The sequence below is a fragment of the Methylobacterium sp. CB376 genome, from assembly GCF_029714205.1.
Taxonomy (GTDB): Bacteria; Pseudomonadota; Alphaproteobacteria; order Rhizobiales; family Beijerinckiaceae; genus Methylobacterium.
The window spans coordinates 6812670-6834612 of record NZ_CP121648.1 but is presented as its reverse complement, the minus strand read 5'-3'; the positions used below and the strand labels follow the sequence as shown (position 1 = coordinate 6834612).

Genomic DNA, 21943 nt, shown 5'->3' with positions numbered 1-21943 from the left:
TCCAGGTCGGGGGACGGCCGGATCGGGGGCCCTGGCATCCGCCCGCGATCAGGGTAGCATCCTGGCCGAGAGAAGGACGGAGGAGCCCATGACGACCCCGTTCGAGGAGCGCGAGCGCGCCGCCGAGGCCCTGTTCGCGCACGAGGAGGAGATGCGGTTTCGCGCCCTGGTGCGGCGCAACCGCATCATCGGCACCTGGATGAGCGCGCGGCTCGGCCTGTCGGAGGCGGAGGGCGAGGCCTATACGCGCCGGCTGGTGGAGACCATCGCCTCCCCGCTCACCGACGCGGCGCTGAAGGAGCGGCTGCGCGGCGAATTGGGCGAGCGCGGCCTCGACGCGGCCGCGGCCGAGGTGCCGGACCTGTTCGCGCGCGCCCAGGCCGAGGCGGCGCGGGCGGTGCGGGAGGAGGACCGGGCGGTGTGACGGCAACGGCCCGGGCTGCCGACGCGGCCGGCCGTCGACCGTCTCGGATGGCCGAGATCACGCCGATGGCCCGACGAGAATCCGAGACCCGAACCAAGGGTCACGGGACGTGGCCGTCGGGATGACCCCGCATCCGAACGATCCGTTCGGACCCCCCTCGAAACACTCAGAAGAAGGTCGGCCGCGCGCTCGCATTGTGCTCCTTGAGCACGGTGCCGGAGGCGGGATCGACCTCCTTCAGCACCACGTCGTAGCCCCAGAGATCCGCGAGGTGCTGGAGCACCCGGTGCGCGTCCTCCTTCTGCAGCAGGACCCGGTTCAGCACCTTGTGGTGCAGGATCAGGCGGCGGTCGCCCTCCAGGTCGACATCCACCACCTCGATGTCCGGATCGAGCCACGCCACGTCGTACTGGCGCGCGAAGGCCCGGCGCAGGCGCCGGTAGCCGCGCTCGTCGTGGATCGCCTCGACCCGCAGTTCGGGCCGGTCGGGATCGTCGACGACGTGGAACAGGCGCAGCTGGCGCATCAGGCGGGGCGACAGGAACTGCGCGATGAAGCTCTCGTCGCGGTAATTCTCCCAGACGTCGCGCAGCACGCCCATCGGGTCGCGGCAGCCGGCGATGTCCGGGAACCACGCCCGGTCCTCCTCGGTCGGCTCGCTGGCGATCCGGGCGATGTCCGTCATCATGGCGAAGCCGATGGCGTACGGATTGTGCCCGCCGTAATGCCGGTCGTCGAAGGTCGGCTGCCGGATGACGTTCGTGTGCGACTGCAGGAACTCCAGGTAGGCCGCCTCGGTGATCCGGCCCGTCTCCGAGAGGCGGGTCATGATCTGGTAGTGCGTGTAGGTGGCGCAGCCCTCGTTCATCACCTTGGTCTGGCGCTGCGGGTAGAAGTACTGCGCCACGTGGCGGACGATGCGCAGGATCTCGCGCTGCCAGGGCTGCAGGCGGGGCGCCACCTTCTCCAGGAAGTAGAGGATGTTCTCCTGCGGCAATTCGAGCAGGGCGCGGCGGCGCTCGACCGAGAGGTTCGGCTTGTCGGTCTTGGCCCGCGCCGGCAGCGTGCGCCAGAGGTCGTTGTACATCCGCTCCTGGTGCTCCTGGCGCTCGCGCTCGCGGCGCTGCTCGGAGGACAGGTCGGGCCGCTTCTTGCGGGGGTAGCGGTGCACGCCCTGGTTCATCAGCGCGTGGGCGGCGTCGAGCACCGCCTCGACGGCGGCGTGACCGTAGCGCTCCTCGCAGCGCGAGATGAAGCCCTTGGCGAAGTCGAGGTAGTCGAGGATGCCCTCGGCGTCGGTCCACTGCCGGAACAGGTAGTTGTTCTTGAAGAAGTGGTTGTGCCCGAAGGCGGCGTGGGCGATCACCAGCGTCTGCATCGTCGCCGTGTTCTCCTCCATGATGTAGGAGATGCACGGGTTCGAGTTGATCACGATCTCGTAGGCGAGGCCCATCAGGCCGCGGCGGTAGCCGGCCTCGTGCTGGGCGAAGTGCTTGCCGAAGGACCAGTGCTTGTAGAAGAGCGGCATGCCGATCGACGCGTAGGCGTCGAGCATCTGCTCGGCCGTGATGATCTCGATCTGGTTCGGGTACCAGGACAGGCCGAGTTCCGGGCCGGCGATGGCCTCGCAGGCGTCGTGGATGCGCCGGATCGTGTCGAAGTCCCAGTCATTCCCGGTGAACAGGGGCTCCCCCGCCCGGACCAGGGCCGGCCGCGGCATCACCCCGGTGGTCGGTGCATTCATCGGACCTCGAACCTCTCTTCACGGCGTCGGCGGCACAGGGTTCATCCGCATCGTGGCAGTGTCGCGGCGCTCAGGCCGGGGCCTGCTCCTGCCCGGCCTTGCGGGCGAAGAGTTCGCGGAAGACCGGGTAGATGTCGCGGCGGTGGTTGACCTTGCGCATGGCGAGCACGGGGTTGGCCTTGGCGACGGGCTCGTAGGTGCGCCACAGGGTGGTGCGGTGCTCCACGAAGCCGGCCCGCGGGCCGGTCTCGTCGCCGACCTCCAGGTAGGCGAAGTGCTGGCAGGCTGGGAGGATCGCGCCGCGCAGGAGTTCCTGCGAGGTGGTCGAGTCGCTCGACACGTTGTCGCCGTCCGAGGCCTGGGCGGCGTAGATGTTCCAGTCCTCGGGGTTGTAGCGCTCGGCGACGATGCGCTTCATCTCGACCAGCGCCGAGGAGACCAGGGTGCCGCCGGTCTCCCGCGAGCCGAAGAAGGTCTCCTCGTCGACCTCCTTGGCGTGGTCGGTGTGGCGGATGAAGACGATCTCGACGTGCTTGTAGCGGCGCACCAGGAAGATGTGCAGCAGGATGTAGAACCGCTTGGCGAGGTCCTTCATGTGCTCGGTCATCGAGCCCGAGACGTCCATCAGGCAGAACATCACCGCCTGGGCGACCGGGCGCGGATAGGGCTCGAAGCGGCGGTAGCGCAGGTCGATCGGGTCGATGTAGGGGATGCGCTGGCTGCGGATGCGCAGGCGCGCGACCTCCTCGCGCAGGGCGACGGTCTCGGGCGCGTCGGGGGCGCGGGCCTCGGCCTCGGCGAGGTCGGCCTCGAGCGCCGCGAGATCCTCGTGCTTGGGGCGCTTGAGGGCGATGCGCCGCGACAGCGAGTTGCGCAGGGTCCGGGTGAGGGCGAGGTTCGCGGGCGAGCCCGAGACCATGTAGCCCGCCCGGCGCAGGGCCGGGGTCTCGACCACGGCGAGGCGCCTCTTGGCGAGGTCGGGCAGTTCCAGGTCCTCCAGGAAGAGTTCCAGGAACTCCTCCCGGGTCAGCATGAACTGGAAGGAATCCTCCGAATCCTGGCCGCCCTCCCCGGCCTGGCCGCCCCCGCCGCCGCCCTGGCCGCGGGGCGGGCGCTCGATCGTGTCGCCCTCGATGTAGGTCTTGTTGCCGGGCAGAATGTGGTCCTGCACGCCGGTGCCGGGCGCCCGGCTGAAGCGGGGCTCGCGCACCCCGTCCACCGGGACGGTGACGCTCGCCTCCTTGTCGATGTTGCGGATGTCGCGGTCGCGCGCGGCCTCGCGCACCGCGCGCTGCGCGACGTCGCGCACCCGGCGCAGGAAGCGCTGCCGGTTCGCCAGGGACTTGCCGCCCGGATTGAGGCGCCGATCGATAATGTGCATCAGGCCGAACTTCCGATCACGCCATCTTACCCTACCGGACGGATTCCGGCATCCGCAACCGCGCGGGGCGCGGCGGGCTTCGGGCCCGCCGGCCCGTCAGCCCGCCTGCTTGACGCGCATGTACCACTCGACGAGGCGCCGCACCTGCCGCTCGGTGTAGCCGCGCGCCCGCATCCGCTCGACGAACTCGCCGTGCTTCTTCTCGGTCTCGCTGTCCTTCTTCGAGCCGAAGGAGATCACCGGCAGCAGCTCCTCCACCTGGCTGAACATGCGCCGCTCGATCACCTCGCGGATCTTCTCGTAGGAGGTCCAGGACGGGTTGCGCCCGCCGTGCTGGGCCCGCGAGCGCAGGGCGAACTTGACCACCTCGTTGCGGAAGTCCTTCGGGTTGGCGATCCCCGCCGGCTTCTCGATCTTGGTGAGTTCCTGGTTCAGGAGTTCCCGGTTGAGCAGCTGCCCGGTCTCCGGATCCTTGAAGTCCTGATCCTCGATCCAGGCATCCGCGTAGTCGATGTAACGGTCGAACAGGTTCTGACCGTAATCGTGGTAAGATTCGAGGTAGGCCTTCTGGATCTCGTGGCCGATGAACTCGGCGTAGCGGGGCGCGAGCTCGCCCTTGATGAATTCCAGGTAGCGCTTCTCGGTCTCGGGCGGGAGCTGCTCGCGGCGCAGCGCCTGCTCCAGCACGTACATCAGGTGGACCGGGTCGGCCGAGACCTCGGTGGTGTCGTGGTTGAAGGTCGCGGCCATGACCTTGAAGGCGAAGCGGGTCGAGATCCCGTCCATGCCCTCGTCGACGCCGGCCGAGTCCTTGTACTCCTGGAGCGAGCGGGCGCGGGGATCGACCTCGCGCAGGGACTCGCCGTCATAGACCCGCATCTTCGAGAACACGTTGGAGTTCGGATGCTCGCGCAGGCGCGAGAGCACCGAGAAGCGCGCCAGCATCTCCAGCGTGCCGGGGGCGCAGGGCGCCTCGGCGAGTTCCGAGCCGGAGATCAGCTTCTCGTAGATCCGCTGCTCCTCGGTGACGCGCAGGCAGTACGGAACCTTGATGACGTAGATGCGGTCGATGAAGGCTTCATTGTTCTTGTTGGTCTTGAAACTCTGCCACTCGGCCTCGTTCGAGTGGGCCAGGATGATGCCGGTGAAGGGGATCGCCCCGATGTTCTCGGTGCCGACGTAGTTGCCCTCCTGCGTGGCGGTCAGCAGCGGGTGCAGCATCTTGATCGGCGCCTTGAACATCTCGACGAATTCGAGGATGCCCTGGTTCGCCCGGTTGAGGCCGCCCGAGTAGGAATAGGCGTCCGGATCGGCCTGGCTCAGAGTCTCGAGCTTGCGGATGTCGACCTTGCCGACCAGCGAGGAGATGTCCTGGTTGTTCTCGTCGCCCGGCTCGGTCTTGGCGACGGCGATCTGGCGCAGGCGCGAGGGGCGGACCTTCACGACCTTGAACTGGGTGATGTCGCCGCCGAACTCGTCGAGGCGCTTCAGGCACCAGGGGCTCATCAGACCGGTGAGGCGGCGGCGCGGGATGCCGTAGCGCTCCTCGATGGCCGGGCCCATCGTCTCGGGGTCGAACAGGACGAGCGGGCTCTCGAAGACCGGGCTCAGATCGTTGCCGGCCTTCAGCACGTAGATCGGGTGCACCTCCATGAGGGACTTCAGGCGCTCGGCGAGCGACGACTTGCCGCCGCCGACCGGGCCGAGCAGGTAGAGAATCTGCTTGCGCTCCTCCAGGCCCTGGGCGGCGTGCCGGAAGAAGGAGACGATCCGCTCGATCGTCTCCTCCATGCCGTAGAATTCCGAGAAGGCCGGGTAGGTCCGGATCGTCCGGTTCATGAAGATCCGGCCGAGGCGGGAATCCCGCGCGGTGTCGACGAGCTCCGGCTGGCCGATCGCCTCCAGGATGCGCTCAGGCGCGCTCGCATACATCAAGGGGTTGTCGCGGCAGGCTTCGAGGTACTCCGAGAGCGACAGTTCCGCGTCACGCCGGGCCTCGTAGCTGCGGGCAAAGGTCTGAAACAGATCGCTCGCTGACGGCATTGGCATTCCGAACCCTCACGACATCGCCAGCTTCATCCTGTCCCGGCTCCGATGCAATCGATATCCTCATGTTTGTCGCAGTGCGGCGAGGGCGGGAAACTGCGCAGGCCTCGTCGTCGGGGCCCGACAGCAGCGTGCGGGCGCGGTGCGGGCCCCGTGCCCTTTCGGAAAGTCGCAGGCCCACCAAGGCGAAAGCCATCCGGCCCGGCCGCCTGTGTCGCAAAGGACACGCCCGCCGCCGTTCTTGCGACGCCGCCGCGGCCTTCGCGCCGCCGCGGCGCGGCCCCCGCCCGGATGGCCGCGCGGCCGCCGTCAGGAGGAAACGCCGCGCCGGGCCGGGCGTTCCTCACAGGTCGGTAGTGTCGCTCTTGGTCTCGCCGCCGCCGACCTTGATCTTGATGACGCGCACCGAGATGGTGCCGTCCGCGCCCTTCACCTCGACCGTGAGCTCGTCGGTACCGGTAAAGCCGGCCTTGCTCTCGTAGAACATGGCCTGGACGTTGGCCTCGACGTTCGGGCAGCGATAGGTGGCGGGCGTCTTGCGGCGGCCGGCGCGCTGGATCAGGGCGCCGTTCTTGGGCGGCGCCGTCACTTTCAGCTCGGGCTGGGGACCGAGGGAGCAATCCTTCTTGAGGTTGGGCACGGTGAGCAGGAGGATCTGCTTGCCCGGCGCGACGCTGCGCTCGATGGTCTTGGCCGCCTGGGCCAGGGCCGGGCCGGCCAGGAGCGGACTGGCCAGGAGCGGACCGACCAGGAGGGCGCTGGCGGCGAGCGCGACGATGGGGCGGATCATGAGGGCTTTCTCCGGGGAAGCTCTGCGGCCCGCATGTGGGGAGCCGCCCGGGGGCCGTCGAGGGGCCGCGGGTCCGAAAGCGCCCCGCGGGCGCCCCGTCTCGACGGTCACGTCTCACGACCCTCGGTTCCGTCCTCGATGCCGCGTCACGCCGTCGGCCTGTGTCGTCCCTTCGAGACGGGCGACGGCCCGGTGCGTCGGCCTCGCGGCCCGTCGGCATCAGTGCAGCGTGAGCATCACGAGCAGGTTGAACAGCCCGAGCAGCGCGATGCCGCCGAGCCAGAGCCAGTAGCCCCGCCCCTCGACCGGATAATCCCCGAACATCAGCCGCTCCCGTGCTCGGCGGCGCGCCCGCTGCCGGAGGCCTGCAGCACCGCCATCACCGCCCCGGTGACCTTGGCGATCTGGGCCGGCGTGAACTCGGCCGCCAGCGCCGCGGCGAGTTGGGCCTCGACCCGCTCCCGCTCGCCCGCATCGGCGATCGGGTCGGGCGGGATGTCGGCCTCGGCGAGGCCGCAGACCTCCCGGATCGTGTCGGCGGCCCGGCGCAGCACGGCGCGCTGGTCGGGCGCCATGTCCCAGAGCGGGTGGCGCAGCCGGGCGATCACCCGCTTGGCGTCCCGGTAGTCCCGGTCGACCGCGGTCAGGGCCTCGATCTGGCTCACCAGCAGCACGAGTTCGAGCACGTCCGCCGTCGCCTCCGGGCAGGTGCGCACGATGCGCATCAGCCGGGCGATCAGCGCGGTGGCGGGCGAAGCGTGGCGGGGCTGGTCGGCCATGAGCGGGGAACGCCGGTCATTCCGCAAGGTTCTCGTCGCACGACACTATTTCGCGTGCGCGGCGATCCCGCAAGGCCGCGAGCCGCTCCCGGCAGGCGCGCAGGTCGTCGAGGAGGCGGCTCAGCGCCGCCCGGTCCTCCGGCGCCAGGGGCGGCCCGGCCGGCGCCTCGCGGGGGGGTTCGGCCTCCGGATAGGCCGCGGGCGCCACCTGCTCGCCCCGCCCCACCGCCTGGACGAAGCGCATGCCCCGCTCGCGCAGGATGCGCTGCACCCCGCGGATCGTGTAGCCCTGCCCGTAGAGGAGCTGGCGCACCCCGCGCAGGAGGTCGATGTCCTCCGGCCGGTAGTAGCGCCGGTTGCCGCCGCGCTTGAGCGGCCGGATCTGGGTGAAGCGGGTTTCCCAGAACCGCAGCACGTGCTGGGGCAGGTCGAGGTCGTCCGCCACCTCGCTGATGGTGCGGAACGCCTCCGGGGCCTTCTCGCCGCCCGGCTCCCCGGCGGCCACGAGCATCGTCATGCGCGGGACCTCCTGCCGCGGGCCCGCTCACGCGAAGCCCCGCCGCCCGCGCCGGGCGCGCGGAAGGCCGGCTCCGCTCAAGCGCCCGCTCGCGTCACTCGTCGTCCGGTTCGGCCGCACCGCCGTTGATGCGCGCCTTGAGCACGTTCGAGGGCTTGAACACCATGACGCGGCGCGGCTCGATTGCCACCTCGACCCCGGTCTTGGGGTTGCGCCCGACCCGCTTGCCCTTGTCGCGCACCACGAAGGAGCCGAAGGAGGACAGCTTCACGGTCTCGCCCGAGGCGAGGCAGGTGCAGATCTCCGACAGCACCGTCTCCACCAGGGCAGCCGACTCGGTCCGCGACAGGCCGACCCGCTGGTAGACGGCCTCGGTCAGGTCGGCCCGCGTGACCGTCTTGCCTGCCATCCTGATGCTCCCCGGCGCGTTCTCAAGAAACCGACATATGTCTATGATCGCGCACGCTAATCTGGCACGCCCGCTGGGTCAACGGGGCGCCCGGCTCCTTTTCGCGCGATCACCCGAGCCCGATCGCCCGCGCGATCACCAGCGCGATCACCAGCGAATGAGCGCGCTGCCCCAGGCGAAGCCGCCGCCGATGGCCTCGATCATCACGAGGTCGCCGCGCGCGATGCGCCCGTCCCGGCAGGCCGCGTCGAGGGCGAGCGGGATCGAGGCCGCCGAGGTGTTGCCGTGCCGGTCGACGGTGAGGACGACCTTCTCGCGGGCGATGCCGAGCTTGTCGGCGGAGGCCTCGATGATGCGGCGGTTGGCCTGGTGGGGCACGAACCAGTCGAGATCCTCCGCGCGGGTGCCGGTGGCCGCGAAGGCGTCGTTGATCACGTCCGTCACCGACCCGACCGCGAAGCGGAAGACCTCCTTGCCGACCATCCTGAGCTTGCCGGTGGTGCCGGTCGAGCCGGGCCCGCCATCGACGTAGAGCTTCTCGCGGTAGCGCCCGTCCGAGCGCAGGTGGCTGGTGAGCACGCCGCGGTCGCCCGAATGGCCCTCGCCCGGCTGCGCCTCCAGCACGATCGCGCCGGCCCCGTCGCCGAACAGCACGCAGGTGGTGCGGTCCTCCCAGTCGAGGAGGCGCGAGAAGGTCTCGGCGCCGATCACCAGGGCGCGGCGGGCGGCGCCGGTGGTCAGGAACTTGTCGGCCGTGGCGACGCCGTAGACGAAGCCCGCGCAGACCGCCTGCAGGTCGAAGGCCGCCCCGCCGTGGATGCCGAGGCCGTCCTGGATCTGGGTCGCCGTCGACGGGAAGGTGTGGTCGGGCGTCGACGTGGCGCAGATGATGAGGTCGATGCTCGCCGGGTCGATGTCGGCCTCGGCGAGCGCCGCGCGGGCCGCCCTGATGCCGAGCACCGAGGTGGTCTCGTCCGGGCCGGCGATGTGGCGCTGGCGGATCCCGGTGCGCTGGACGATCCACTCGTCCGAGGTGTCGACGCGGGCGGCGAGGTCGTCGTTGGTGACGACGGTCCGCGGCAGGTAGGAGCCGCAGCCCCGCACCACCGAGCGAAGGCGGGTCATGGGGTCCGGGTCTCCTCCCTCAGGCCGAGGCGGCGGCCGGCGTCGCCTCGAGCATCTCGCGGATCGTCCGCATCAGGTCGTGTCGGGCCATGTCGGTGGCAAGGTCGATGGCGGCCGCGAAGCCCTGCGCGTCCTCCGAGCCGTGGCTCTTGACGACGATGCCTTCGAGGCCGAGGAAGACGCCGCCATTGGCCCGGCTCGGGTTCATCTTCTCGCGCAGGGCCTCGAAGGCGCCGCGGGCGAACAGGTAGCCGATCTTCGCCATCAGCGTCCGGCTCATCGCGCTCCTGAGGTACTGCCCGATCTGCTTGGCGGTGCCCTCGGCGGTCTTGAGCGCGATGTTGCCGGTGAAGCCCTCGGTCACCACCACGTCGGTGGTGCCGCGGCCGAGATCCGTCCCCTCGACGAAGCCGTGGTAGCGCAGGGTCGGCAGGTCGGCCTCGCGCAGGAGGCGGGCGGCCTCCTTGACGGCCTCGTTGCCCTTCATCTCCTCGGTGCCGACGTTGAGCAGGCCCACGGTCGGCCGGTCGAGGTCGAAGACGATGCGGGCCATGGCGGCGCCCATCAGCGCCATCTCGACGAGGTGCTCGGCATCGGTGCCGATCGTCGCCCCGACGTCGAGCACGACGCTCTCGCCCCGCACGGTCGGCCACAGGCAGGCGATGGCCGGCCGCTCGATCTGCGCCATGGTCTTGAGGCAGATCTTCGACATCGCCATCAGGGCGCCGGTGTTGCCGGCCGAGACCGCCGCCTCCGCCTCGCCGTCGCGCACGGCCTGGATCGCCTTCCACATCGAGGACTTGCCGCGCCCGGCGCGGACCGCCTGGCTCGGCTTCTCGTCCATGCCGATGGCGAGGCTGGCGTGGCGGATCTCGACGGCGCCGGCGAGGCGCGGCTCCGCCTCGACCATCGGCCGCAGGACGGCCTCGTCGCCGAACATCAGGAAGGTCGTCTCGGGGTGGCGCTCCCGGGCGATCGCCGCGCCCGGCACGACCGTCGTGGGACCGTGATCGCCGCCCATCGCGTCGAGCGAGATGCGCACTCTCTGGGACATGGGGGGATCGACGAGCCTCGTTCCGGCGGCGGGCGGACAGGGTGTGCCGCGGCGGGGCGGAAAATAGCGGCCCGGCGCCGGGCCGCAAACGAATTCTGCCCCGCCTCACTCGCCCTTGAGGCTGCGCAGGCCGGCGAAGGGCGTCTCCTCGGCCCCCGCCTCGGGGGGCTCGAAGGCGACGCCGGGCTTCCTCGGATAGGGGTCGAGGCCCAGCGCCAGGAACTCGGCGGTCAGGCTGCCGAGATCGACGCGGCCGTTGACGATCGGGTCGGGGATGTCGGCATCCTCGGCGGGCGTGCCCGCGAAGGCGTCCGGGGCGGCGAAATCGACCTCGACCTCCTCCCGCACGGTGGATTCGAAGGGTTCGAGGGTCACCACGCAGGTCTGGGCGATGGCGGCCTCGACGGTCCCGGTCACCCGCAGGCGGTGCAGCGAGCCCTGGAGGCGGAAGCGCCCGGTCAGGGCGTGGATCGCCGGCAGGCCGAAATCGCGGGCGAGCGCCTCGCGCTCCTCGGCGTCGGCCTCGACCACGATCTCCCCGCCGGCCTTGAGCGCGCGCTCGACCAGGACCGGGCGGGAGAGCGGGCCGACGGGATCGGGGGTCATGGGGCAACTCCTCTGGCGGGACGCGCCGGCCCGGGACCGTCCGGGCACCGGGCGCGCGGTGTCTCAACAGGGGCCGCGACGGGCCGGTTTCCGGCACGCCGGGGCCGCGGCTCAGGCCGCGGGGCCGAAGGGCGCCGGGTCGGGCAGGACCGGCCCCTCCGCCATCAGCCGGTCGAGGTCGTGCTGCCCGAGGGCGGCGTCGGCGGCCACCACGTAGGCGGCGAGGGGCGCGGCGGCCTCGGGCGCGTCGCGGCCGAGCACGTTGCGGGCCAGCGCCGCGGCGAGCGCCGCCGCGTCGCCCGCGTCGAGGGCGGCGTCGTAGGCCCGGGCCCGGCCGTAGAAGGCCTGGGCCAGCTTCTTCATGCGCTTGGCCACGCCGAGATCCCCCACCCCGAGCTCGCGCAGCGACGAGTCGAGCTGCGCGAAGACGGAATCGACCAGGTCCTGGGCGACGTCCTCGGCCGGGGCGGGCAGCTGGCGCAGGCGGCGCAGCACCAGGATGACGGTGAGGCAGAGGGTCTCGAAGCGGCCCTCGACGGTGTCGGGCACCCCGAGCGCGAGGTAGAGGGCGGGCACCCGGGCGGCCGCGTTGATGCGGATGTGCAACGCCTCGATGGCGCGACGGCGCCCGTCCTCGCGCCGGAACAGGTTGCGGATCATCGCCGATTCGTCTCCCAAGCCCTTGCGCGGCCAAGCGGATCAGCGCCCCGCGGCAGCCCCGCGCGGCGCCCGTCCAACCTTGGCCGTGCCTTGCCAACGCCACAACCCCGGGGTACGGCAGCGCTCCGTTCCGGCGCAAGGGCGCCGTCCCTTCGCGTGTTCCAGAGGGTCGCGATGCCGCGTCGCTTCATCCCGTCACTCACCCGCCTCGCCGCGGCGGGTCTGCTCGGCCTGTCGGTGGCCGGCTGCGTGATCGGCGAAGAGTTCCGCCACGGCTACCTGATCGACGAGGCGGCGGTCGCCCAGGTGAAGCCGGGCACCAGCGCCGAACAGGTGCTCCAGCTCCTCGGCACGCCCACCACGGTCTCCACCGTGGGCAACAAGTCCTGGTACTATATCAGCCAGAACACCAAGCGGACGGTGATGTTCCTGGGCGAGCGGGCCGAGAGCCAGCGGGTGCTGGCGGTCTATTTCAACCAGGGCTTCAAGGTCGAGCGCGTGGCGCTCTACGGCGAGCAGGACGGGCGGGTGTTCGACTTCATCTCCCGCACGACGCCGACGAGCGGCGGCGAGCAGGCCTTCCTGGGCCAGCTCCTGCGCGGCCTGACCAAGTACGAGCCGTTCCGCAACGCGCAGTGACGGGGCGGCCGGGAGCCCCCCGGCCCCGCCCCGGTCGGGCGCGGGATCCGCTTCGATCGACCGGATCCCGGATCACTCCGCCGCCTGATCGAATCCCTCCCCCTCTCCCTCGCCCAGCCCGAGGAACCCGCCCGACTGGCGCTGCCACAGGCGGGCGTAGAGCCCGCCGCGGCGGATCAGGTCGGCGTGGCGGCCCTCCTCCACGATCCGGCCGCGATCGAGCACGATCAGCCGGTCGAGGGCCGCGATGGTCGAGAGCCGGTGCGCGATCGCCAGCACCGTCTTGCCCCGCATCAGCGTGTCGAGGGAGCCCTGGATGGCCGCCTCGACCTCGGAATCGAGGGCGGAGGTCGCCTCGTCGAGGATCAGGATCGGCGCGTCCTTCAGGATCACCCGCGCGATGGCGATGCGCTGGCGCTGGCCGCCGGAGAGCTTCACGCCCCGCTCGCCCACCTGCGCGTCGTAGCCCCGCCGGCCCCTGTGGTCCTCCAGGTCCTGGATGAAGTCGTGGGCGTGGGCGAGCTTGGCCGCCGCCACGATCTCCGCCTCGCCCGCCTCGACCCGGCCATACGCGATGTTGTCGCGGATCGAGCGGTGCAGGAGCGAGGTGTCCTGGGTCACCACGGCGATCTGCCGGCGCAGCGAGGCCTGGGTCACCCCCGCGATGTCCTGTCCGTCGATCAGGATGCGCCCGCCCTCGAGGTCGTGCAGGCGCAGGAGCAGCGAGGTGATCGTGGTCTTGCCGGCCCCGCTGGTGCCGACGAGGCCGACCTTCTCGCCCGGCCGGATGGTCAGGCTCAGCTCCTCGATCACGCCCCGGTCCTCGCGCCCGTAATGGAAGCTGACGCGCTCGAAGTCGATCCGCCCCTCGCCGACGACGAGGTCGGAGGCGCCCGGCCGGTCGACGATGGCGTGCGGCCGGGCGATGGTCTGCATGCTCTCCTGGATCACCCCGATATTCTCGAACAGGCCGCGCACGGTCTGCATCACCCAGCCCGACATGGCGATGAGGCGCAGCACCAGCGCAAGGCCGGCCGCCCCCTCGCCGGTGGTCATCCGGCCCTGCGACCACAGCAGGAGCACGGCGCCCGCCGTGCTGCAGATCAGGACCGAGTTCAGGAGCGAGAGGGTCGAGGTCGTGGCGGTGATCAGCCGGAACGAGTGCAGGTAGGCGTCGGTGTGGGCGGTGGTCGCCTCGCGCACCGCCGAGCGCTCCTCGCGATCGCGGGCGAAGAGCTTGACGGTGAGGATGTTGGTGTAGCTGTCGACGATGCGCCCGATCAGCGCCGAGCGGGTGTCGGCGACCTTGAGCGAGCGGGCGCGGGCGCGGGGGACGAAGAAGCGCGTCAGCCCCGCATAGGCGGCGATCCAGACCAGGACGGGCAGGACCAGCCAGGGGCTGATCGAGGAGAACAGTCCGACCGCCGTCGCGGCGAAGATCGCCACGTAGAGCAGCGTGTCGATGAACACGACCGCGAGTTCGCGCACCGCCGGGCCGACCTGCGTGACCCGGTTGGCGAGGCGCCCGGCGAAATCCGCCTGGAAGTAGGAGAGCGAGTGGCCGAGCGTGTAGAGGTGCGTGCGCCAGCGGACCATGTTGGTGGTCTGGGGCACGACCAGCTGGTTCGAGAGCGCCTCGTGCAGCCAGGACAGGGCGGGCCGCACCACCAGCACCAGGAACCCGGCGAGCATGAGCCCGGTGCCGTGCTCGGCCCAGAGGGTGTCGGGGCGCGACGTCGCCAGGATGTCGACGAACCAGCCCATCAGCAGGTAGAGCGACGCCTCGACGATCCCGGCCGCGAGGCCGGCGAAGAACAGCACCACCAGGGCGCCGCGCACCGGGCGCAGGTAGGTGCCGGCGAAGCCCGTGACCGTGCCGGGGGGCTGGCGCCCCTCGTCGAAGGGCGCGAACGGGTCGATGCGGCGCTCGAGCCAGTCGAGGAACATGAGGGGCCTTTCGCGGGATTGCGCGCCCCCTCAGGTATTCCGCCTTGACGGCCTGCCAACCGGGGGGCGATGCCGCACGCCCCCCTTCGAGCCCGTCGCCCGATGCTGCGCCTCGCCCTCTACCAGCCCGACATACCCCAGAATACCGGCACGATGCTGCGGCTCGCCGCCTGCCTCGGGGCGGCGGTGGAGATCATCGAGCCGGCGGGCTTCGACGTCTCGGACCGGCACCTGCGCCGCTCGGGCCTCGACTATCTCGACCACGTGGCGATCACGCGGCACCGCTCCTTCGCGGAGTTCGAGGCGTGGCGGCGGCGGGCGTCGCTGCGCCTCGTGCTCGCCACCACCGCGGGCGCCCTGCCCTACACGGAGTTCGCCTACCGCCCGGACGATTGCCTGCTGGTGGGGCGCGAATCGGCCGGCGTGCCCGATTCCGTCCACGCCGCCGCGGAGGCCCGGGTGGTGATCCCGCTGCGGCCGGGCCTGCGCTCCCTCAACGTCGCGGTCGCCGCCGCGATGATCCTCGGCGAGGCGCTGCGCCAGACCGGCGGCTTCCCCGGGAGCGCCGCACCGGGGGGCGCGACGGGACCGTGAGGCGGCGCGCCGGAGCCGATCGGGCCGCCCCGCTCACTCCGCCTGCGCGACGCGGGTCGTGCGGCGGGCGGTCCAGCGGCCCGTGCAGAGCGAGGACACGGTCCAGGTGCCGGAGCCCGAGGTGGCCTGGAGCCGGCCCGAGGCCGCGCCGCTCGCCGGGCCCTTGCGGACCGTGAGGCCGACGCTGCCGTCCTCGCCGATGCGGCCGCTCACCGAGGCGCCCTCGCTCGCCGAGGCGAGCCGGACGTCGCCGTCGCGCACCGCCAGCGACACGCTCGTGCGCGCGTCGCACATGCCGGATTCGGTGACGAGCTGCACGGCCCAGGTGCCGTTGTAGCCGCGCGCCTCGCCCGAGACCGCCGGCAGCGCCGAGACCAGACCTGCCGAGACCAGACCTGCACCGAGCGCGAGCGCAATGACGGCAGACTTGATGAGCATGCTTCCCCCTCGAAGACGAAGAGCCGGGCGCGATCCGATCAGGCGCGCCCGGAACCGTCGGGTCCCGTCGCGCTCGCCGCGGCGATGGCGTGGATGAGCCGGGTTATAGCGGCGGAGGGGGCAGAAATGGGGCAATGCGGCCCAGTTCCATCTTGGCCGTACACGAAAAACAGAGCATTTTGCCGCGCCTCAGGCCGTCGAGAGCTTGACTGATCCGCGGCGCGGGCCGGTCTGAACTTCGTTCAACCTGAACCGGCATTCAGAGTTCGGCCATCCGGCGGCGCAGGGCGGCGTCCGGGAGCGGCCCGGTGCCGGCCCGCAGGTTGGCCGCCATGTGCGCGGGGCTGCCCGTCCCCGGGATGGCGCAGGTCACGGCCGGGTGGCCGATCACGAATTTCAGCAGGATCTCGGCCCAGCTCGCGCAGCCCAGCTCCGCCGCGTAGCCGGGCAGCGGGCGGTCCTTGAGGCGGGCCAGCAGGCCGCCCCCGCCGAAGGGCCGGTTGACCAGCACGGCGACGCCCCGCTCGGCCGCGAGCGGCAGGAGGCGCGCCTCGGCGGCCCGGTCGTCGAGGGCGTAGTTGATCTGGAGGACGTCCACGGGCTCGGCCCGCAGCGCGGCCTCGACCTCGTCGAAGGCGCTCTCGGTGTAGTGCGAGAGGCCGAGATGGCGGATCCGGCCCTCCTCCTTCCAGGCCCGAAGAACGGGCAGGTGCACGCGCCAGTCGAGGAGGTTGTGCACCTGCATCAGGTCGACGCGGTCGGTGCGCAGGCGCGCGAGGGATTGGCGCATCTGCGCGAGCCCGGCCTCCCGCCCGCGGGTCCAGACCTTGGTGGCGAGGAAGGCCCGGGGCCGCGTCCCCGCCTCGGCGAGGAGGTCGCCGACCACGGCCTCGGCCCGCCCGTACATCGGCGAGGAATCGATCACCCGGCCGCCGCCGTCGAGGAGGGTGCGCAGCACCGCGCCGAGCCGGGCCCGCCCGGCCTCCTCCTCGCCGACGTCGAAGCCGATCCAGGTGCCGAGCCCGATCACCGGCAGGGCCTCGCCGCTCGACGGGATGCTCCGCCGCGCCACGCCGCTCACCTGCGCCCGAACCGGCCCGCTCCCGGCCAGGACGGCGCCGGCCGCGCCGCGAAGGATCCCCCGCCTCGTCAGGTCCTGGCCCCGCATCGCCCTCACCCCGTCGCGCCGCGCCGCGCGCGAAACGCGCGCGGGGGCTCCCCGGTGCCCTGGGCGAAGAAGCGCGAGAAGTAGGCCGGGTCCGAGAAGCCGAGGCTGTAGGCCACCTCGGCGACGCTGAGGTCCGAGTAGAGCAGCGTGCGCTTGGCCTCCAGCAGGCGGCGGTCGCGGACGATCCGCCCGGGGCTCTCGCCGGTCACCGCCCGGCAGGCGGCGCGCAGCCGCGCCGGGGTCACGCCGAGGTCGCGCGCGTAAGCGTCGAGGGGCCGCTCCTCCCGGTGGCGCGCCTCGACCGCCTCCCGGAAGCGCGCCACCAGCACCGCCTGCGGTCCCGGCGGGGCCGGCGGCCCCTGCGCGGCGCGCGCGTGGCGCAGCACCGCGACCAGGAGGACGAGCAGGTGCCCTTCGAGGGCCGCCCGCCGCCCGGGCGCCGCCCAGGTCAGTTCGCGGGCGAGCTCCGCGAGGCACTCGCCGGCCCCGCTCGGCGCCGTCTCGGCGAGCGCGGCGGGCGCCCGGAACAGCCCGGCGAGGTCGGGCTCGCGCCGGGCGAGGTCGCGCAGGTAGCGGTCCGACAGGGTCAGCACCGTGCCGACCGTCTCGTGCGCGAAGCGGAAGCCGTGGGCGGTGCCCGCCGGCACCAGGAGGAAGCAGGGCCCCGCGAAGGCGATCCTCTCGGCCTCCGCCCGCATCACGCCCCCGCCCCGCGGCAGGTGCAGGATCTGGTGCAGCCCGGCATGGACGTGCGGCCGGATGCGCCAGCGGTTGGGCCGGCTGCGGTCGTCCAGGGCCTCCAAGTGCAGGAAGCGGTCGTCGGCGTCGCGCGGCGCCTCGCCGTACAGGAAGAAGTGCGGCACCGCAGGTGCTTGTGCGGGCAGTGAGGGCATCGGGGCGGCGTCTCCGGCGCGGCGGCCTCGGCGGCGGAAAATCCAATTTATTCGCCGCGGCGTCCATCGCCAGGGGCGCGCGCCGCGCGCATCCTGTCCCCGGATGGGCCCCCGCCTCGACTCGGCCGGGCGCCGCGAACACGCCACACGGAGGAGACGCGGATGCGCTGCCAGGTCGCGATCATCGGGGCCGGTCCGGCCGGAATGTTCCTCGCCCACCTCCTCGCCCGGGCGGGGATCGACGCCGTGGTGCTGGAGCGCCGCACCCGCGACTACGTCGAGGGCCGGGTGCGGGCCGGCGTCCTGGAGCAGGGCACCGTCGCGGTGCTGGAGGCACTCGGCCTCGACGGGCGGCTGAAGGCCGAGGGCCTCGTCCATACCGGCACCAACCTCGCCTATGACGGCGAGATCTTCCGCATCGACATGGCCGCGCTGACCGGCGGCGCCGTCACGGTCTACGGCCAGCAGGAGGTGATGCGCGACCTCTTCGACGCCGCCGAGGCGCGGGGCCTGCGCATCGTGTTCGAGGCCGAGGACGTGGCGCTCCGCGACGTCGCGGGCGAGCGTCCCCGCGTGGAGTACCGTTGCGGCGGCGCGGCGCACAGCCTCTCGTGCGACTTCATCGCCGGCTGCGACGGCTTCCACGGGGTCGGCCGCGCGGCGATCCCGCCGGACGTGCTGCGGGTCTTCGAGCGGGTCTACCCGTTCGGCTGGCTCGGCATCCTGGCGGAGCTGCCGCCGGTCAACCACGAGCTGATCTACGCCAACCACCGCAACGGCTTCGCGCTGGCCAGCATGCGCTCGCCGACGCGCAGCCGCTACTACGTGCAGGTCGGGCTCGACGAGCGGATCGAGGATTGGCCGGACGCGCGGTTCTGGGACGAGCTGGCGCTGCGGCTCGGGCCGGAGGCGGCCTCTGGCCTCGTGCGGGGCCCCTCCTTCGAGAAGAGCATCGCGCCCCTGCGCAGCGTCGTGGCCGAGCCGATGCGCCACGGGCGGCTCTTCCTGGCGGGCGACGCCGCGCACATCGTGCCGCCGACCGGGGCCAAGGGCATGAACCTCGCCGTCTCGGACGTGGCGATGCTGGGCGAGGCGCTGGTGGCCCATTACCGTGAGGGCGATGCCTCCGGGCTCGACGGCTACTCGGCGCGGGCGCTGGCGCGGGTGTGGAAGGCGGAGCGGTTCAGCTGGTGGTTCACCGGCCTGACCCACCGCTTCCCCGACATGGATCCCTTCGCGCGCCGCATGCAGGTCGCGGAACTCGCCTATATCCGCGGCTCGGTCGCCGCCCAGACGGTGCTCGCGGAGAATTACGTCGGGCTGCCGATGGGCTGAGGGAGCCGGCCCGGCCGTCGCGTCCGTCGGGCGAGGAAGCGGTCCGACGGGACGATCCGCCATCGCGGCGGAGACGTCCCTGCCAGGGGAGATCCCTGGCGAGCGAACCGATCTCGCCGATGTCCCCTTCCCCCGACGCTTCGGGCGTGCGCAACGGCGTGATCGCCTCTGGCACCTTCGTTGAAGCTGCCGACGGTTTGTGGTACGGGAATCGTACCGCATGCCGGCCGGAGATGATCCAGAGCTTCGCTGACAAGCACGCGCGCGCCCTGCATGAGGATGGCATCTGTCATCCGCGGTGGCGGGCATTCGAACGTATCGCCCTGCGCAAGCTCGATGCGCTCGACGCCGCGGTCGACCTCGACGACCTGCGCAGCCCGCCAGGCAATCGTTTGGAACCTCTCCAGGGCGACCGCGCGGGCCAGCACAGCATTCGCATCAACGACCAATGGCGCATCTGCTTTCGCTGGACAGACCTCGGTCCCGAGGAGGTCGCGATCGTCGATTATCATTGAGGTACCGAGATCGTATGCCGCGCATCCGCACCCATCCTGGCGAAGTCCTCCTTGAGGACTTCATGAAACCGTTCGGCCTGAGCGCCCGCCAACTCGCGGAGGCGATCAGGGTGCCGCACAACCGCATCGGCGACATCCTGCGCGAGCGCCGGAGCATCACGGCCGACACGGCCCTCCGGCTCGGCCGCTACTTCGGCACCACGGCCCAGTTCTGGGTCAACCTCCAGACCGCGCACGATCTCTCGAAGGCGGCGGCGACGCACGATTACGAGACGATCCGCCCGCGCGAGGCGGCTCCCACCTGACGATCCCGCCTCAGCCCTCCGCCTCGCCGGTGCGGATCAGTTCGCCCGCCACGTCCCCGATCCGCGGCGCCGGCTCGCGCAGGAAGGGCAGCGGCCGGCAGACCGCCAGGGCCGCGAGGCCGAAGCGGGCCGTCATCAGGCCGTTGAGCACCCCCTCCCCGAGCTTCGCCGAGACCCGCGCCGCGAGCCCCAGGCCCAGCACCTGCTGCACGAGGCTGTCGCCGACCGCGACGCCGCCCGTCACCGCGAGATGCGCGAAGGCCGCCCGGGCGAGCCGCAGGAACCCGAACAGGCCCGGCCGCCCGCCATAGATCGTCGCGACCCGGCGCAGCAGCCGCACCGCCGCGAAGACCACGAAGGCCACGTCCACGATCGCCCGCGGGCTGAGCGCCGTCACGGCCGAGACCTGCTTGGCCGCGTCCGCCACCGCGGCCTTGGCCAGCCGGTCGAGGGGGCCGAGCAATTCGTGCTCGGCGATGCCCAGGCGGTCCTCCACGTCGAGGATCGCGTCGGCCACCGCGTCGAGGCGCCCGCGCGCCGCCGCGAGGCCCGGCCGTTCGGCGTAGAGGGTGCCGACCTCCCGCACCACCGCCTTGGCGGCGGTGTGGTCGCGGCTCGCCAGCGCCGCCAGCGCCGCCTCGCGGATCGCCTCGATGCGCCGCTCGCGCAGCACGCCGGCGAGCTCCCGCCAGACCAGCGCCAGCAGCGCCACCGCCGCCAGCGCGAGGAGCGCCAGCGCCACCGCCCCGAGCCAGGGGGCGGCGGCGAAGAGGTCGGCGATCAGCCGCTCGACCGCGAGCCCGATCCCCAGGCTCGCGAGGCCGCCGAGCGCCGAGAGGAGGAGCGTCGCCCAGGGCGGACCCGCGCGGGGCGCGACCGGCACCGGCACGCCGTCGGCGGCGTCCACGATCTCGAAGGGCTGCTCCACCACCCGCACGCCCTCGGCCAGCGGGGTCTCGGTGCCGGGCGGGCCCGGCTCGGGCGGCAGGCGGAAGGCCCGGGGCTTCGGGGGCAGGCTCATGCGAGGCGGTCGCCGATCAGGAATTGCAGGGCGCGGTCGAGGCGGATCTGCGGCAGCCGGCCCGGCCGGCCGAGCGCGTCCGCCGGCACGCGCGGCGGGCGGAAGCGCGGGAAGCGCAGGGAGCCGGGCTCCACCGCCCCCTCCAGCACCGCCTCGGGCCGCTCGGGCAACTCGCCGGGGAAGATCGCCGCCTCGGTCTCGCCGTCGAAGACGTCGTCGCCGATCGCCTCGCCGGCCTCCGGCGTGCCCGCCACCGCCTGCAGCGTGTGGGGGCCCTCGTGCACCAGGGTCTCGCGGGTCGCCCGCACCGAGGCGAGCGCCACCGTGCCGACCCGCGCCCCCGCCGCCTCCGTGCGCCGCAGGGAGCGGGCCACCAGGAGGCGCAGCAGCGCGTCGAGCCGGTCGTGGCTGGAATGGTGGAGGTGGTCGGCCTTCGTCGCCGCGAACAGGATCCGGTCGGCCCGCGGCGCGAACAGCCGCGACAGCACGCTGTTGCGCCCGATCCGCAGGCTCATCAGCACCCGGTCGAGGGCGTCCTCCAACTCGGCCAGGGCCGCCGCCCCGGCATCCACCGCGGCGAGCACGTCGACCAGCACGATCTGCCGGTCGATGCGCTGGAAATGCTCGCGGAAGAAGGGCGTCACCACCCGGCCCTTGTAGGCCTCGAAGCGGCGCTCCATCAGGCCGCCGAGGCTGTCCGGGCCGGTCGGGCCGGTGAGGAGGAGGGGCGCGAAGGTCAGGGCCGGCGAGCCCGCGAGGTCGCCCGGCATCAGGAAGCGCCCGGGCGGCGTGGTGGCGACCGCCTCGGGCCCCGCCCGCACCGCCGCCAGATAGGCCTTGAAGGCGTCGCTCGCCCGCTCGGCCACGACCTCGTCGAGGGGCTGATTCGGGTCGAGGCCGCGCAGGAGGTCGAGCCAGGGCGCCGCCAGCGCGGCGCGGCCGGGGCGCTGGGCGGCCGCGATCGTCTCCCGCGACCAGCCCTCGTAGGTCTGCTCGATCAGGGCGAGGTCGAGCAGCCACTCGCCCGGATAATCGACGATGTCGACCATCAGGCTCGCGGGGCCGGGCCGCCAGCCGGCCGCCCGCTCGTACGCGATGGCGAGGCGCAGCTGGCTGATCCGGTCGGTGGAGCGCGGCCAGCGCCGCTCCTCGGTCAGCGCCGCGAGGTGCTCCTCGTAGGGGAAGCGCGGCACGTCGTCGTCGGGCTGGGGCACCAGCCGTGCGCGGCGCAGGCGGCCCTCCTGCGAGGCCCTGAGGGCCGGCAGCGGGTTGAGGCCGGAGAGCTGATGCACCAGGGCGGCCGTGAACACGGTCTTGCCCGAGCGGGCGAGCCCGGTGACGCCGAGCCGCAGGGTCGGCTGGACGAGGAGGTCGCTGGAGGCCTCGGCGAGGGCGCGGGCGGCGGAGCCGGCCCGCTCGACGAAGCTCAGGAGGGGCGGCACGGACGGACTTCGCTCTCGCTCGATGGGTGACGGGGAGGTGGCGCGGGCTTCGCCGTTCCGCAAGGGCGCGCCGCGACCGGGAGCGGTCGGCGAGCGGGGGCGCTCACGAAG

General features: G+C 72.3%; 23 protein-coding genes. 6 read left to right on the top strand and 17 right to left on the bottom strand.

From position 1 onward, the window contains the following. Window positions 1-88: 88 nt before the first annotated feature. Complete coding sequence (locus QA634_RS31510) at window positions 89-424, top strand: DUF1476 domain-containing protein (RefSeq protein WP_012335884.1); 336 nt, start codon at window positions 89-91, stop codon at window positions 422-424. A 166-nt stretch (window positions 425-590) separates the two neighbouring features. Here QA634_RS31510 and QA634_RS31505 read toward each other — a convergent pair whose 3' ends face one another. The 11 genes from QA634_RS31505 to QA634_RS31455 form a co-directional block, all read right to left on the bottom strand. Next, complete coding sequence (locus QA634_RS31505; RefSeq protein ID WP_012335883.1) at window positions 591-2168, bottom strand: SpoVR family protein; 1578 nt, start codon at window positions 2166-2168, stop codon at window positions 591-593. A 70-nt stretch (window positions 2169-2238) separates the two neighbouring features. Beyond that, window positions 2239-3549 (bottom strand): YeaH/YhbH family protein, encoded by a 1311-nt coding sequence (locus QA634_RS31500; protein WP_012335882.1) that lies wholly within the window; start codon window positions 3547-3549, stop codon window positions 2239-2241. A gap of 96 nt (window positions 3550-3645) precedes the next feature. Beyond that, a complete protein-coding gene (locus QA634_RS31495; protein ID WP_026191036.1) occupies window positions 3646-5598 on the bottom strand; it encodes a PrkA family serine protein kinase in 1953 nt (650 codons plus the stop codon). 340 nt (window positions 5599-5938) lie between these two features. Next, window positions 5939-6385 (bottom strand): hypothetical protein, encoded by a 447-nt coding sequence (locus QA634_RS31490; protein ID WP_012335880.1) that lies wholly within the window; start codon window positions 6383-6385, stop codon window positions 5939-5941. 323 nt (window positions 6386-6708) lie between these two features. After that, complete coding sequence (locus QA634_RS31485; protein WP_012335878.1) at window positions 6709-7164, bottom strand: hypothetical protein; 456 nt, start codon at window positions 7162-7164, stop codon at window positions 6709-6711. Between the two features lie 16 nt (window positions 7165-7180). Beyond that, on the bottom strand, window positions 7181-7681 hold the full coding sequence (locus QA634_RS31480) for a MerR family transcriptional regulator (protein WP_012335877.1): 501 nt from the start codon (window positions 7679-7681) through the stop codon (window positions 7181-7183). 94 nt (window positions 7682-7775) lie between these two features. Continuing rightward, entirely contained in the window at window positions 7776-8090 is a 315-nt protein-coding gene (locus QA634_RS31475; protein ID WP_012335876.1) for an integration host factor subunit alpha, read from the bottom strand. A 147-nt stretch (window positions 8091-8237) separates the two neighbouring features. Continuing rightward, window positions 8238-9215, bottom strand: a complete 978-nt coding sequence (locus tag QA634_RS31470; RefSeq protein ID WP_012335875.1) for a beta-ketoacyl-ACP synthase III — start codon at window positions 9213-9215, stop codon at window positions 8238-8240. A 19-nt stretch (window positions 9216-9234) separates the two neighbouring features. After that, entirely contained in the window at window positions 9235-10269 is a 1035-nt protein-coding gene (plsX, locus tag QA634_RS31465; RefSeq protein WP_012335874.1) for a phosphate acyltransferase PlsX, read from the bottom strand. Between the two features lie 105 nt (window positions 10270-10374). Beyond that, on the bottom strand, window positions 10375-10875 hold the full coding sequence (locus QA634_RS31460) for a YceD family protein (RefSeq protein ID WP_012335873.1): 501 nt from the start codon (window positions 10873-10875) through the stop codon (window positions 10375-10377). Between the two features lie 111 nt (window positions 10876-10986). Beyond that, on the bottom strand, window positions 10987-11535 hold the full coding sequence (locus QA634_RS31455; RefSeq protein WP_012335872.1) for a ubiquinol-cytochrome C chaperone family protein: 549 nt from the start codon (window positions 11533-11535) through the stop codon (window positions 10987-10989). A 174-nt stretch (window positions 11536-11709) separates the two neighbouring features. Between QA634_RS31455 and QA634_RS31450 the strand changes: the two genes are divergently transcribed. After that, a complete protein-coding gene (locus QA634_RS31450) occupies window positions 11710-12174 on the top strand; it encodes an outer membrane protein assembly factor BamE (RefSeq protein WP_012335871.1) in 465 nt (154 codons plus the stop codon). A gap of 72 nt (window positions 12175-12246) precedes the next feature. Here QA634_RS31450 and QA634_RS31445 read toward each other — a convergent pair whose 3' ends face one another. Further along, entirely contained in the window at window positions 12247-14121 is a 1875-nt protein-coding gene (locus QA634_RS31445) for an ABC transporter ATP-binding protein (RefSeq protein ID WP_012335870.1), read from the bottom strand. 102 nt (window positions 14122-14223) lie between these two features. Between QA634_RS31445 and QA634_RS31440 the strand changes: the two genes are divergently transcribed. Then, on the top strand, window positions 14224-14715 hold the full coding sequence (locus tag QA634_RS31440) for a tRNA (cytidine(34)-2'-O)-methyltransferase (protein WP_012335869.1): 492 nt from the start codon (window positions 14224-14226) through the stop codon (window positions 14713-14715). 33 nt (window positions 14716-14748) lie between these two features. On the opposite strand, the gene QA634_RS31435 is transcribed toward QA634_RS31440, so the two are convergent. The 3 genes from QA634_RS31435 to QA634_RS31425 form a co-directional block, all read right to left on the bottom strand. Next, on the bottom strand, window positions 14749-15153 hold the full coding sequence (locus tag QA634_RS31435; RefSeq protein WP_012335868.1) for a hypothetical protein: 405 nt from the start codon (window positions 15151-15153) through the stop codon (window positions 14749-14751). A gap of 259 nt (window positions 15154-15412) precedes the next feature. Next, the gene (locus QA634_RS31430) at window positions 15413-16321 is read right to left on the bottom strand and encodes an aldo/keto reductase (protein WP_012335867.1); all 909 of its coding nucleotides are present in this window, start codon (window positions 16319-16321) and stop codon (window positions 15413-15415) included. 5 nt (window positions 16322-16326) lie between these two features. Continuing rightward, entirely contained in the window at window positions 16327-17214 is an 888-nt protein-coding gene (locus QA634_RS31425; protein ID WP_012335866.1) for a helix-turn-helix domain-containing protein, read from the bottom strand. A 162-nt stretch (window positions 17215-17376) separates the two neighbouring features. Here QA634_RS31425 and pobA point away from each other — a divergent pair, with 162 nt between their 5' ends. The 3 genes from pobA to QA634_RS31410 all read left to right on the top strand — a co-directional run bounded on the left by pobA (window position 17377) and on the right by QA634_RS31410 (window position 19369). Beyond that, entirely contained in the window at window positions 17377-18549 is a 1173-nt protein-coding gene (gene pobA / locus QA634_RS31420; RefSeq protein ID WP_012335865.1) for a 4-hydroxybenzoate 3-monooxygenase, read from the top strand. A 233-nt stretch (window positions 18550-18782) separates the two neighbouring features. Beyond that, entirely contained in the window at window positions 18783-19064 is a 282-nt protein-coding gene (locus tag QA634_RS31415; RefSeq protein ID WP_012335864.1) for a type II toxin-antitoxin system RelE/ParE family toxin, read from the top strand. A 14-nt stretch (window positions 19065-19078) separates the two neighbouring features. Beyond that, on the top strand, window positions 19079-19369 hold the full coding sequence (locus QA634_RS31410; protein ID WP_018263550.1) for a HigA family addiction module antitoxin: 291 nt from the start codon (window positions 19079-19081) through the stop codon (window positions 19367-19369). 10 nt (window positions 19370-19379) lie between these two features. Here the strand turns inward: QA634_RS31410 and QA634_RS31405 are convergent, their stop codons facing one another. Together QA634_RS31405 and QA634_RS31400 are read right to left on the bottom strand one after the other, a co-directional pair. Beyond that, a complete protein-coding gene (locus tag QA634_RS31405; RefSeq protein ID WP_012335862.1) occupies window positions 19380-20390 on the bottom strand; it encodes a YcjF family protein in 1011 nt (336 codons plus the stop codon). Beyond that, complete coding sequence (locus tag QA634_RS31400; RefSeq protein ID WP_012335861.1) at window positions 20387-21832, bottom strand: YcjX family protein; 1446 nt, start codon at window positions 21830-21832, stop codon at window positions 20387-20389. Before QA634_RS31400 ends, QA634_RS31405 begins: the two co-directional genes overlap by 4 nt. Window positions 21833-21943: the final 111 nt, after the last annotated feature.